The sequence below is a fragment of the Allosphingosinicella sp. genome (assembly GCF_046295735.1).
Taxonomy (GTDB): Bacteria; Pseudomonadota; Alphaproteobacteria; order Sphingomonadales; family Sphingomonadaceae; genus Allosphingosinicella.
This window is the reverse complement of record NZ_JBKBMQ010000006.1, coordinates 11,348-24,597: the sequence shown is the minus strand read 5'-3', so window position 1 is coordinate 24,597 and position 13,250 is coordinate 11,348. Positions and strand designations below refer to the sequence as shown.

The 13,250-nt window shown below is 68.6% G+C and carries 9 protein-coding genes; 5 read left to right on the top strand and 4 right to left on the bottom strand.

All coding sequences use genetic code 11. The features are described 5' to 3' along the window. Positions 1-64: 64 nt before the first annotated feature. Together astD and ACK4K7_RS06890 are read right to left on the bottom strand one after the other, a co-directional pair. Complete coding sequence (gene astD / locus ACK4K7_RS06895) at positions 65-1,501, bottom strand: succinylglutamate-semialdehyde dehydrogenase (RefSeq protein WP_431864636.1); 1,437 nt, start codon at positions 1,499-1,501, stop codon at positions 65-67. A 42-nt stretch (positions 1,502-1,543) separates the two neighbouring features. Then, positions 1,544-2,941, bottom strand: a complete 1,398-nt coding sequence (locus ACK4K7_RS06890) for a protein adenylyltransferase SelO family protein (RefSeq protein WP_431864634.1) — start codon at positions 2,939-2,941, stop codon at positions 1,544-1,546. A gap of 35 nt (positions 2,942-2,976) precedes the next feature. On the opposite strand from ACK4K7_RS06890, the gene ACK4K7_RS06885 reads away from it, so the two are divergent. After that, a complete protein-coding gene (locus ACK4K7_RS06885) occupies positions 2,977-3,840 on the top strand; it encodes an alpha/beta fold hydrolase (protein ID WP_431864632.1) in 864 nt (287 codons plus the stop codon). Positions 3,841-3,883: 43 nt separating this feature from the next. Here ACK4K7_RS06885 and ACK4K7_RS06880 read toward each other — a convergent pair whose 3' ends face one another. Together ACK4K7_RS06880 and ACK4K7_RS06875 are read right to left on the bottom strand one after the other, a co-directional pair. Further along, positions 3,884-4,171 (bottom strand): hypothetical protein, encoded by a 288-nt coding sequence (locus tag ACK4K7_RS06880; RefSeq protein ID WP_431864631.1) that lies wholly within the window; start codon positions 4,169-4,171, stop codon positions 3,884-3,886. Then, complete coding sequence (locus ACK4K7_RS06875) at positions 4,171-4,686, bottom strand: hemerythrin domain-containing protein (RefSeq protein ID WP_431864629.1); 516 nt, start codon at positions 4,684-4,686, stop codon at positions 4,171-4,173. Before ACK4K7_RS06875 ends, ACK4K7_RS06880 begins: the two co-directional genes overlap by 1 nt. A 127-nt stretch (positions 4,687-4,813) precedes the next feature. On the opposite strand from ACK4K7_RS06875, the gene ACK4K7_RS06870 reads away from it, so the two are divergent. The 4 genes from ACK4K7_RS06870 (at position 4,814) to ACK4K7_RS06855 (ending at position 13,232) form a co-directional block, all read left to right on the top strand. Next, positions 4,814-5,314, top strand: a complete 501-nt coding sequence (locus ACK4K7_RS06870; protein WP_431864627.1) for a CinA family protein — start codon at positions 4,814-4,816, stop codon at positions 5,312-5,314. Continuing rightward, a complete protein-coding gene (locus ACK4K7_RS06865; RefSeq protein WP_431864625.1) occupies positions 5,314-7,368 on the top strand; it encodes an NAD(+) synthase in 2,055 nt (684 codons plus the stop codon). Before ACK4K7_RS06870 ends, ACK4K7_RS06865 begins: the two co-directional genes overlap by 1 nt. Positions 7,369-7,471: 103 nt before the next feature. After that, a complete protein-coding gene (gene glf / locus ACK4K7_RS06860; protein WP_431864623.1) occupies positions 7,472-9,829 on the top strand; it encodes a UDP-galactopyranose mutase in 2,358 nt (785 codons plus the stop codon). 166 nt (positions 9,830-9,995) lie between these two features. After that, positions 9,996-13,232 (top strand): amidohydrolase family protein, encoded by a 3,237-nt coding sequence (locus tag ACK4K7_RS06855; RefSeq protein ID WP_431864622.1) that lies wholly within the window; start codon positions 9,996-9,998, stop codon positions 13,230-13,232. Positions 13,233-13,250: the final 18 nt, after the last annotated feature.

The following is a 13,250-nucleotide window of genomic DNA, read 5'->3' as shown; positions in this document are numbered from 1 at the left end:
TCCGTCCGCCCTCCGGGCCGCCACCTCCCCGCGAAGGGGAGGATATTTGGTCCCGTCCGCCCGGCTAGCCTTCGAGCTCGTTCGCCGCTTGGGGGTCGCGCAGGCCGACGCCGATCGAGGCGCGGACGCTTTCGGCTTCCGAGCTCGTGACCGGATAGGCGCAATAATCGGCGGCGTAATAGGCGCTCGGGCGGTGGTTGCCGGACAGGCCGACGCCGCCGAACGGCGCGTTGGACGGGGCGCCGTTGGTCGGCTTGTTCCAGTTGATGACGCCGGCGCGGGTGTTGGCCCAGAAGCGGTCGTAGAGCTGCGGGCTGCCGCCGACCAGCGAGGCGGCGAGGCCGTAGCGGGTGGCGTTGGCCTCGGCCAGAGCGGCGTCGAAATCGGGCACGCGGATGATCTGCAGCACCGGGCCGAACAGTTCGACGTCCGGGCGCTGCGCGACGTCGGTCACGTCGATCACCGCCGGGGTCAGGAACGGGCGATCGTCGGACACCCGGTCGAGCCGCTTCAGCGCGCGCCCGCCTTTGCCCATCAGGTCCAGGAACGCTTCCTGCAACTGGTCGGCCGCGTCATTGTCGATCACCGGCCCCATGAAGGGCGCGGGATTGGCGTGGGGATGGTCGACGATCAGCCGATCGGAGAGCTTCAGGATGGCCGCGACCAGATCTTCGTGGCCGCCGTCGCGGACGATCAGCCGCCGCGCGGCGGTGCAGCGCTGCCCGGCGCTCAGGAAGGCGGACTGGACGGCGATGACGGCCGCGGCATGGATGTCGGGCGCGTCCCACACGACCAGCGGATTGTTGCCGCCAAGCTCCAGCGCCAGGATCTTGTGCGGGGTGTCGGCGAACTGGCGGTGGAGCGCCATGCCGGCGCGCGCCGATCCGGTGAAGAGCAGGCCGTCGATGTCGGGCTGGGCGGCGAGCGCCTTGCCGGTCTCCGCCCCGCCATGGAGGCAGCGTACCACGCCTTCGGGGACGCCCGCTTCGTGGTAGAGGCTCACCAGGAAATCGCCGACCGCCGGCGTCTTCTCGCTCGGCTTGAACACAACGGCGTTGCCGGCGATCAAGGCGGGCACGATGTGGCCGTTCGGAAGATGGGCGGGGAAGTTGTAGGGGCCGAACACGGCGAGCACGCCGTGCGGCTTGTGCCGCACCGCCACCCGGGCGCCGAGCGCCCCTTCCAGCCGACGCTGCGCGGTCCGTTCGCCATAAGCGGCGACCGAGATGTCGACCTTGTTCACCACCGCCTCGACCTCGGTGCGCGCTTCCCACAGCGGCTTGCCGGTTTCGCGGGCGATGAGATCGGCGAAGGGCTCGAGCTTGCCGCGGGTCACGTTGGCGAAGCGGCGCAGCGTTTCCACGCGCACCGTCAGCGGCCGGGACGCCCAGTCGGCCCAGGCGGCGCGCGCCTCCGCCACCTCGGCGCCGGCGTCGCCGACCCGGCCCTCCCAGAGCCGTTCGCCGGTTGCAGGTTCGAACGAAATCAGGCTGTCGGCCATCCTATACTCCCGCGCCGCCACCAACATGTTTGACGCAGCGGGTCAAGCCGCACGCATCGCCCCGCCCATCCGCCGCACCGCCGCGACCTTGGCGTCGAGCGCGGACCAGTCGTCGGCTTCGTCGATGCGGCTCCAGATCGCCTCCACCTCGTCGATGTGCATCGATTGCGGCGCGGCGTCCGACCAATAGTCATGATCGGTGGCGCCCGGCAGCGGGTCGAACGCGGCGATCCGGGCGCGGAAATCGGCGAACGCCTCGTCTTCGTAGGCGGCGTCCGCCGGCGAGGGGCCGCGCCGCCGGCCGCCGCGCCAGTCGAAGAAGAAGCGGTCGATCTCGACGGTCCTGCGCGCCAGCGCGCTTTCCAGCGCGATCAGCAGGCGGCCGTCCTCGTCATCGCCGCCGCGGGCGATGCCCAGCCGCGCGAAGATCGCATCCCGCAGCGCCTCCTGGAACCGGGCGGGAAAGCCCTCGAGCGCCGGCGTCAGCTCCTCGGCCTCGGCGATGAGGCGCAGCGAAGCGGCGAGTTGGACGATGTCCCAATGGATCGCCTCCGGCTGACGGCCGAAGGCGTAGAGGCCGGCATGGTCGAAATAAGCGGCCGTGAAGCCGCCGTCCCAGAAGGGGGTCCAGCGCCACGGGCCGTAGTCGAAGCTTTGCGCGGTGACGGCGATATTGTCGGAATTGAGCACGCCATGGACGAAGCCGGCGGCGATGTAGGAGGCCGCCAGCCTCGCCGCCCGGCCGCTGACATGGTCGAGCAGGCGGCCAGGCGCGCCGCCTTCCTCTCCGTAATAATGGCGCAGGCAATAGTCGGTGAGGCGGGCGAGATTGTCCGTCTCCTCGAAATAAGCGAGCCGCTGGAAGGTGCCGATGCGGATATGGCTGTGCTGCAGGCGCACCAGCACGGCCGAGCGGGTGGGGGAGGGCTCGTCGTTCCGCTCCAGCGCCTCACCGGTCTCGATCAGGGAAAAGGTCTTGGACGTCTCGACGCCGAGCGCCTCCAGCATCTCGGTGGCCAGGATCTCGCGGACGCCGCCCTTCAGGGTCAATCGCCCGTCGCCGAACCGGCTGTAGGGCGTCTGCCCCGAACCCTTGGTGCCGAGGTCGAGCAGCCGCCCCGCGCCGTCCCGCATCTGCGCGAACAGGAAGCCGCGTCCGTCGCCGATATCGGGATTGTACACGCGGAACTGGTGCCCGTGGTAACGCAGCGCCAGCGGCTGCTCCAGATTGTCGGGCAGCGGCACGAAGCGGCCGAAATGGCGCAGCCAGTCCGCGTCCGACAGGTCGCCGAGCCCCACGGCCTCCGCGTGGCGCTGGTTGCGGAAGCGCAGGATGGTCTGCGGGAAATCGGCCGCCTCGACTGGATCGTAGAAGGCGTCGCCGAGCTCGAGGATGGCCGGATCGGCGCGATAGGTGCTGGCTTGCGGAAGATCGGTCATGCGTCGATATGGGCCTTGAAGCTGCGAGGAAGAAGATGGCGGGCTGGACCGAAGGCTATTGGTGGTCGAACGACGGTCTGCGCCTCCATTATCGCGATTATGCCGGCGGTGGCGACGGGCGGCCGCCGATCCTCTGCCTTCCCGGTCTCACCCGCAACGCCCGGGACTTCGAAGCGGTTGCCGATCGGCTGGCGGGGGCGTGGCGGCTGATCTGCGTCGATCTGCGCGGGCGCGGCGACAGCGCCTATGCCAAGGATCCGATGAGCTACGTACCGCTCACCTATCTCCAGGATGTGGAGGCGCTGATCCGCGAGGCCGGGCTGCAGCGGTTCGTGCTGTTCGGCACCTCGCTCGGCGGTCTCCTCACCATGCTGCTCGCGGCGGCGGGCGCGGACCGGATCGCGGGCGCGCTGCTGAACGACGTGGGGCCGGCGATCGAGGAGCGGGGGCTGGAGCGGATCCGGTCCTATGTGGGCCGCTCGCAAAGCTGGCCGACCTGGCTGCACGCGGCCCGCCACTTCGCCGAGGCGCAGGGGGACGTCTATCCCGGCTGGAAGCTCGACGACTGGCTCGGCTTCGCCAAGCGCCTGTGCCGGCTCAACAACAACGGCCGGGTCGTGCTCGACTACGACATGCGCATCGCGGAGCCGATGCGGGTACCGGGCGGCACGGCGGGCTTCGACGCCTGGGCCGCCTTCCGGGCGCTGAGAGGCACACCATCGCTGGTGGTGCGCGGCGCGCACAGCGACATCCTCAGCGAAGCGACGGTGGCACGGATGATGGCGGAAGTGCCGGAGATGGAGAGCGCGGTGGTGCCCGGCGTCGGCCATGCGCCGACTTTGGACGAGCCCGAGGCGCGGGCGGCGATCGACCGGCTGCTGGCCCGCGTCGCCGCCTGAGACGGGGCACCGCGCCGAAGCTCCGGCGCCCCGCCGGGGCTGCTCAATCGACGTGCGGGGCGAGGTTCGGCGGGTCGCTCGCCGGGAAGCTCTCGTCGCTCGCCTGATCGACCCTGTCCCATTCGCTGGGCGGGTCGCGCATGGCTTCAGGACCCGCGGAGCGAGCGTTGCCGCTGTTTCCAACAGGGCCAGGCGGCCGAGACTCGGCCAGGGCCGGCGCGTCATGCTCCTCGGTGCCGAAGAAGAATGTGCGCGCGACCAGATAGCCGGCGACGCCCGCGACGGCGGCGCCGGCGATGCTGAACAGCGTCTTGTTGCGGTCCCATTCCATCAGGCTGCTCCCTCGTGGCTCAACGTGGCGGGCTCGGCGCGGGGCAGGTCGCCGCTTTCCGCCAGCTCCATCAATTCCGCCTTGCGCGCGGCGAGCTGCGCGCCGAGCGCCTTGAGATCGATCTCGGCGGCGCGGGTTTGCTGGAAGAGGTTGTCGCGCTGCTTCTCCTCTTCCTTCACATGATGCTCGATCTGCTCCTGCAGCACCTTCACCTTCGCGTCGTAGAACTCCTCGCTCGGCTCCGCGGCCTCGAGTTCGTTGATCAGCAGCTTGGCGCCGTCATGTTCGACATAGGCTTCGTCGAGATCGTCGTCCTCGACCTTGCCGCGGATCGCCGGATAGTAGATTTCCTCCTCGATCATCGCATGCACCTTCAGCTCGGTGCAGATCTGGAGGACGATGGTGCGCTTGTCCTCGGCGCCCTTGGCCTTCTCGAACCGCTCGAACAATTCCTCCACCCTGCGGTGGTCCTGGGCGAGCAGCTGAAGGGCATCCTGGGGCTTGTCGTCGGCCATGAATTTCTCCTTCGCGTATCGCCGTAACGAACCGCCAAGGAGCAGCCGGGTTCCGCTGTGCTTTGGAACCCGGGAGGAACTGCGCTAGTTCGGGATCAACATTGCTGAGGCCTTGAAGGATCGCGCGTTGAAGGACACCGAAACCCTGTCCCCCGTCCTGCCGGACGAGATCGAGACCGCCGCCGGGCGGCTGCTCGAGAAAGCGTGCGAGCGCGACATCATGTTCGCCACCGCCGAAAGCTGCACCGGGGGCATGCTCGCGTCGTTGCTCACAGACGTGAAGGGCGTTGCTCATGCCTTCGACCGCGGCTTCGTCACCTATACCAACGAGGCGAAGAACGAGCTGCTCGGCGTGCCGCTCGACCTCATCGAGGCAAAGGGCGCGGTGTCGCGGGAAGTGGCGATCGCCATGGCCGACGGCGCGCTGGAGCGCTCCCGCGCCAATCTGGCTCTGTCGGTCACCGGCTTCGCCGATTCCGGCGACGAACCCGGCCTCGTCCACTTCGCCTGCGCGCGGGCGGGGCGCAGGACGGCGCACCGGGAGGAACATTTCGGGCCGATCGGCCGCGGCGCGACGCGGGTGCAGTGCATGCGCGTCGCGATCGAGATGATGACGGAGATGCTGTGATGAGCGCCGACGTGCCGTTCGCGGCCATTCACCGCCACGGGTTCGTGCGGGTGTCGGCGGCGACTCCGCTCGCCTCGTCGGGCGATGTCCGCTTCAACCTGGAACAGACGATCGGGCTCGCCCGCGAGGCGCAGTCGCGCGGCGTCGACCTCCTGGTCTTTCCGGAGCTCAACATCTCCTCCTACGCCGTCGACGACCTCCACCTCCAGGAGGCGTTTCTGGAGGAGGTCGAGCGGGCGATCGGCGATCTGTGCGCGGCGACGGCGGACGTGGACGCGGTGCTGGCGGTGGGCGCGCCGGTGCGGCGCAACGGGCGGCTCTACAATTGCGGCATCGCCATCTCGCGCGGCCGCATCCTCGGCGTGGTGCCGAAGAGCTTCCTCCCCAATTATCGCGAATATTACGAGAAGCGCTGGTTCGTCTCCGGCATCGGCCTGGAAGGTCTGGAGATGGAGCTGGCCGGACAGACGGTGCCGTTCGGCCCGGACCTGATCTTCGAGGGCGAGGGGCTGGCGGACTTCGTCTTCCACCTCGAAATCTGTGAGGATTATTGGGCACCGCAGCCGCCTTCCACCGTCGGGGCGCTGGCCGGCGCGCTGGTCCTGTGCAACCTCTCGGCCTCCAACATCACCGTCGGCAAGGCGGACGAGCGCAAGCTTCTGTGCGCCTCACAGTCGAACCGCTGCTGCGCTGCCTACGTCTACGCCGCCTCGGGTCCGGGCGAGAGCACCACCGACCTCGCTTGGGACGGGCAGGGCTCGATCTACGAGTTCGGCGAGCTGCTCACCGAATCGAGCCGCTTCGCGCGCGAACCGGAGCTCGCCGTCGCCGACATCGACGTGCGCCGCCTGCGCCTGGAGCGGATGCGGATGCCGACCTTCAACGACAATGCGGTGGCCGCGGGCCATCCCGAAAAACGCGTCCGCCGCATCCGCTTCGACCACCGTCCGGCCAATCGCGACATCGGGCTGGAGCGAACCTATCGCCGCTTCCCTTATGTGCCGAACCGCATCGAGCAGCTCGATCAGGACTGCTACGAAGCGTTCAACATTCAGGTGCAGGGGCTCGCCAAGCGCTTCACCACCACGTCGGGCAAGCATCTGGTGATCGGCGTGTCGGGAGGGCTCGATTCCACCCATGCGCTGATCGTCGCCGCCAAGACTTGCGACTATCTCGGCATCCCGCGCTCGACCATCCTCGGCTATACCATGCCCGGCTTCGCGACCGGCGAGGATACGAAAGGCAATGCCTGGGCGCTGATGCGCGCGCTCGGCATCGAAGCGGCGGAGATCGACATCCGGCCCGCCGCCCGGCAGATGCTCGGCGACATGGGCCATCCCTTCGCCGATGGCGAGCCGGTCTACGACGTCACCTTCGAAAACGTGCAGGCGGGGCTCCGGACCGATTACCTCTTCCGCCTCGCCAATCATCGGGGCGGCTTCGTAGTCGGCACCGGCGATCTTTCGGAAGTGGCGCTGGGCTGGTCCACATACGGCGTCGGCGACCAGATGAGCCATTACGGCGTCAATGCCGGCGTGCCGAAGACGCTGATCCAGTATCTGGTCCGCTGGGTGATCAAGACCGGGCAATTCGACGCGGAGACCAACCGCGTGCTGCAGGCGATCCTCGACACCAAGATCTCGCCCGAGCTGGTGCCGGCGGACGTCGAAGGGGGGATGCAGTCGACCGAGGACAAGATCGGCCCCTACGAGCTCCACGATTTCTTCCTGTGGCACATCCTGCGCAGCGGGCAGGCGCCGTCCAAGGTCGCCTTCCTCGCCTGGCAGGCCTGGAAGGACCGGGAGGCCGGCGGCTGGCCGTTCGACTATCCCGATCATCTGAAGCGCGAATATGATCTCGGCACGATCCGCAAATGGCTCGAGGTCTTCCTGTTCCGCTTCTTCCAGATCAGCCAGTTCAAGCGCTCCGCCATCCCCAATTCGCCCAAGGTGTCGATGGGCGGCGCGCTGAGCCCGCGCGGCGACTGGCGGGCGCCGAGCGACGGAACGGCCCGGCCCTGGCTCGACGAGCTGAAGCGCGCGCTGGACGGCTGAGCGCCGGTCTGTTTCGTTTCAGCCGCGAAGCGCCGGGTCCGCCGGAACCGAGCTTCATCTGCATACGTTGGGGTGGAAGGTCCTCAAACCAAAGGGTTTCCACTTGATCAAGCTCGCCGCCGCCTCTGACTTGGGGCGCGATCTGCTCGCGGCCCGCAGCCGTTTCGACAACACGCTCATCTGCTTTTCCCATCTGCGCTGGAATTTCGTGTTCCAGCGGCCGCAGCATCTGATGAGCCGGTTCGCGGCCGAGCGGCGGGTGGTCTTCTGGGAGGAGCCCGAGGCGGCGGCCGAAGGCTGTGAGCCCGCGCTCGGCGTCCGGACCTGTGCCGAGACGGGGGTCGTCGTGTGCACGCCCTCGCTCCCCGAAGGCATGGACGAGGCTGGGCGGGAGACCGCGCTCAAGGCGCTGCTCGACGGCTTTCTGGCGGGCGAGCGGGGGCCGTTCGTGCGCTGGTACTACACGCCGATGATGCTGCCTTTCTCGCGCCATGTCGACGCCGCGGCGACGGTCTACGACTGCATGGACGAGCTCGCCAATTTCCGCTTCGCACCGCCGCGGCTCCTCGGCCTCGAGGGCGAACTGCTCGGGGCGGCGGACGTCGTCTTCACCGGCGGCTACAGCCTCTACGAGGCGAAGAAGGACCGCCACCCCAACATCCACCCCTTTCCCTCCAGCGTCGAACGGGCGCATTTCGCGCTCGCCCGCGCCGTCGCGGAACAGCCGATCGACCAGGTGGCCATCCCCGGTCCCCGCTTCGGCTTCTACGGCGTGGTCGACGAGCGGATGGACCTCGACCTTCTCGCCGCGGTCGCGGACGCGCGGCCGGACTGGTCGCTGGTCATCATCGGCCCGGTCGTGAAGATCGACCCCAAGGACCTGCCGCGGCGGCACAACATCTTCTACATGGGCGGCCGCCAATATGAGGAGCTGCCCCATTATCTGGGCGGCTGGGACGTCGCGCTGATGCCGTTCGCCATCAACGACTCCACCCGCTTCATCTCGCCGACCAAGACGCCCGAATATCTAGCGGGCGGGCGGCCGGTCGTCTCGACGCCGATCGCCGACGTGATGCGGCACTATGGCGACCTGGAGGCGGTGATCATCGCCGACGGGGCGGAAGCGTTCGTCGCGGGCTGCGAGCGGGCGCTGGAACTGGCCCGCGGCGACGAGGCCTGGCTCGAAGAGGTGGACGTGAAGCTCGCCAACCTCAGCTGGGACATCACCTTCGCGCGCATGTCCGCTCTGGTCGGCGAGGCGGTCCGGGTGGCGCCGCGCGGCCCGAACTTCATCGCCTCCGCCGAAGGGCGCAGCTACGACTATCTGGTGGTCGGCGCCGGCTTCGCCGGCTCGGTCATCGCCGAGCGTCTGGCCAGCCAGCACGACGCGCGGGTGCTGGTGATCGACAAGCGGCCGCATATCGCCGGCAACGCCTATGACCGGCCCGACGAGGCGGGCGTGCTCATCCACCAGTACGGCCCGCACATCTTCCACACCAATTCTGACGAGATCGTCGAGCATCTGTCGCAGTTCACCGGCTGGCGCGCCTACGAGCATCGCGTGCTGGCCGAGGTGCGGGACCAGCTGGTGCCGATCCCGATCAATCGGACCACGCTCAACAAGCTCTTCGGCCTCGATCTCAAGACCGACGCGGAAGCCGCCGCATACCTGGCGTCGCGCGCGGAGCCGGTGGCGGAGGTCCGCACCTCGGAGGACGTGGTGGTCTCGGCCGTCGGGCGCGAACTCTACGAGCTGTTCTTTCAGGGCTATACGCGCAAGCAATGGGGCGTCGATCCCAGCGCGCTCGACAAAGCGGTGACGGCGCGGATTCCGACCCGCACCAACACCGACGACCGCTATTTCGGCGACAAGCACCAGGTGATGCCGGCCGACGGCTATACGGCGATGTTCCGCAATATGCTGGACCATCCCAATATCGACGTCCTTCTCGGCACCGATTACCGCGACGTGCGCGACGGGATCGCGGCCGGCCACACCGTCTATACAGGCCCGATCGACGAATATTTCGATTTCCGGTTCGGGAAGCTCCCCTATCGCAGCCTGCGCTTCGAGCATCAGGTGGTGGACCAGGAGCGCTTCCAGCCGGTGGCGGTGGTGAACTATCCCGATCCCGCCGTGCCCTGGACGCGCATTACCGAATACAAGCACCTCACCGGCCAGCGGCACGGCAAGACCAGCATCACCTACGAATATCCGAGCGCGGAGGGCGATCCTTATTATCCGATCCCGCGGCCGGAGAATCAGGAGCTGTTCAAGCGCTACGAGGCGCTGGCGGATGCGACGCCGAACGTCACCTTCGTCGGCCGGCTCGCCACCTACCGCTATTACAATATGGACCAGGTGGTGGGCCAGGCGCTCGCCACCTTCCGCAGGATCGACGCCCGCCGGCAAGCGGCGGCGGTCGAGGCGCCGGTGATCACGGTCGAGGCGGCGGAATAGAGGCGGGGGGCGGCGGCCTCCCGCGCCGCCCCCGCGACCTCCCTCCGATCAAGCGGTTTCTACGGTAGTCGCCGGCGCTTGCGCTCGCCGGTGCGATGTTGCAGCGTCCGGCCCCGCAAGAAGAACCCCTGGCCGCATTCCCGCGCCGCTTTCGGAGACCGCCCCCGTGATCAAAGGCATCGCCGCCCTCTCGCTGCTCCTCATTTCCTCCACGGCGCTCAGCGCCGACGCCTTCGCGCAGCGCGGGCAGCCGCAGCCGGGAGGGCAGCGGGAGACGCAGCGACCCAGCTGGGACGTGAATGCTCCGCCGCGCCTGCAGACCCGCCAGGTGCGGATCAACGTCAACGAGGGGACCTGGATGAACCTCGACGTCAGCCCGGACGGGCGGACGATCGCGTTCGACCTGCTCGGCGACATCTACACGATCCCGATCGAAGGCGGCCGCGCGACCCGCATCGCCGAAGGCCTCGCCTACGAACAGCAGCCCCGTTTCTCGCCCGACGGGCGGCAGATCGCCTTCACCTCCGATCGCGGCGGCGGCGACAATATCTGGGTGATGAACGCCGACGGCTCGGGCAAGCGCCAGGTGACGAAGGAGACGTTCGAGCTCCTCAACAACCCGACCTGGAGCGCCGACGGGCAATATATCGCGGCGCGCAAGCATTTCACGACCCAGCGCTCGCTCGGCACCGGCGAGATCTGGCTCTATCATGTGAGCGGCGGCAACGGCGTGGCGCTCGTCACCCGGCCCAGCCCGCAGCACCAGAAGGAGCTTGGCGAGCCGACTTTCACGCCGCGCGGCGACGCCATCTATTTCAGCCGCGACACGACGCCCGGCCCGATCTTCCAATATGCGCAGGATTCGAACCAGCAGCTCTATGCGATCGAGCGCTACGACATGGCGACCGGCGAGCGCACGACGGTCGCCGCCGGGCCGGGCGGCGCGGTGCGCCCGAACCCGTCGCCGGACGGCCGCTACCTCGCCTTCGTCCGGCGCGAGATGGCCCAGTCCAAGCTCTATGTGAAGGACCTCGTCTCCGGCGAGGAGCGCAAGATCTACGACGATCTCGATCAGGACGTGCAGGAGACCTGGGCGGTCTACGGCGTCTACCCGAACATGGCCTGGACGCCCGACAGCCGCTCCATCGTCTTCTGGGCCGGCGGCAAGATCCGCCGGGTCAATCCGGACGGCACCGGCGCCGCCGAAATCCCGTTCCAGGTGTCGGACACGCGCGAGGTGATCGATCCGCCCCGGCCGCCGGTCGAAGTCGCCGCCGACAGCTTCACCACCCGCATTCCCCGCTTCGCCGCCGTGTCGCCGGACGGCCGCCAGGTGGTGTTCGAAAGCCTGGGCCGGCTCTACATCAAGGATATGGGCGCCGGTCAGCCGCGGCCGCTCACCGCCGACGACGGCGATTTCCAGCTCTTCCCCAGCTGGTCGCGCGACGGCAGCCGCATCGTCTTCGTCAGCTGGAACGACGCGCGGCTGGGTGAAATCCGCACCGTCGCGCCCGACGGCAGCGGGATGCGCGCGGCGACGCAGCAGCCGGGCCATTATCGCCGCCCGCGTTTCTCTCCGGACGGCTCGACCATCGTGTTCGAAAAAGGCGCCGGCGGCGCGCTCACCTCGCCCGATTGGTCGCAGGACACCGGCGTCTACCGCGTCCCCGCGGCCGGCGGCGAGGCGGTGCGGATCACCCGCACCGGCGACGGCCCGCATTTCGGCGCCGCGAGCGACCGGCTGTTCTTGGAAGTCACCGAGGACAGCAAGCGCAAGCTGATCAGCGTCGATATGAACGGCGAAGGGCGGCGCGTCCATGCCGAGGGCGCGATGGTGTCGAGCTACGAAGTCTCGCCCGACGGCCGGACGCTCGCCTTCCGCGAAAACTACAACGTGTTCGTGATGCCGTTCATGCCCGGCGCCGCGACGATCACGGTGGGCGCCAAGGCCACCCAGTTCCCCGCCACCCGCGCGACCGGCGACGGCGGACAATATTTCCACTGGGGCGCCAACGGGCGGACGCTCGCCTGGACGATGGGGCCGAACCTGTTCACCGCCGACACCGCCGCCCTCGTCCGCAGCGCGCCGGCGACCGGTGCCGCCGCCTATACGCCGCCCCGGACCGGCATCTCGCTCGCCATGCAGGCGGCGGCCGATCGCCCGCAGGGCCAGGTCGCCCTGGTCGGCGCCCGCATCGTCACCATGGCCAACGAAGCCGGCGGCATCATCGACGACGGCGCGATCCTGATCGACGGCAACCGCATCCGCGCGGTCGGGCGGCGCGGCGACGTGGCGATCCCGGCCGGCGCGCAGGTGGTGGACGTCACCGGCAAGACGATCATCCCCGGCATCATCGACGGCCATGCCCATGGTCCGCAGGGCGTCGACGACATCGTGCCGCAGCAGAACTGGTCCGCCCACGCCCATCTCGCCTTCGGCGTCACGACGATCCACGATCCGTCCAACCGCGCGACCGAGATATTCTCCGCCGCGGAGCTGCAGCGGGCCGGGCGCATCCTGGCGCCGCGGCTCTTTTCGAGCGGCGAGATCGTCTACGGCGCCCGGTCGCCCAACATCTTCGCCGTCATCGAAAATTACGAGGACGCGCTCGCCCATGTCCGCCGTTTGAAATCGCAGGGCGCGATCAGCATCAAGAACTACAACCAGCCCCGCCGCGACCAGCGCCAGCAGGTCGTCGCCGCCGGCCTCGCCGAAAATATCGCGGTCGTGGCCGAGGGCGGTTCGCTCTACGGCATGGACATCTCGATCATCGCCGACGGCAACACGATGCTGGAGCACAATCTCCCGCAGGCGCGCCTCTACGAGGACGTGCTGAGCTTCTTCAGCCAGACGCGGGTCGGCTACAATCCGACGCTCACCGTCACTTATGGCGGTCCCGGCGGCGATCCCTATTGGCGCCAGGCGACGCGTGTGTGGGAGCATCCCTTGCTCACCCGCCATGCGCCGCCGCGCGCGCTCGCCGGATCGATCCGGGTGACGACCGCTCCGGACGAGCAATATGCCGATCAGTACAGCGCCCGCGAATCGCGGCGGCTGGCGGAGCGCGGCGTGCCGGTGGCGATCGGCGCCCATGGCCAGCAGCAGGGTCTCGCCGCCCATTGGGAGATGTGGTCGTTCGTGCGCGGCGGGATGACCCCGATCGAGGCGTTGCGCGCCGCGACCGTGGTGCCGGCCCAGGCCTATGGCTTCCGCGACATCGGCACGCTCCAGTCCGGCAAGCTCGCCGATCTCGTCATCCTCGATGCCGATCCGACGCAGGACATCCGCAATTCGGACAAGATCAACCGGGTGATGCTGAACGGCCGGCTCTACGACGCGGCGACACTGAACGAGGAAGTGACCGGCAACCGCCAGCGCCAGCCTTATTTCTGGGAGCGCTGAGCCCAAACGGGGAGGGGC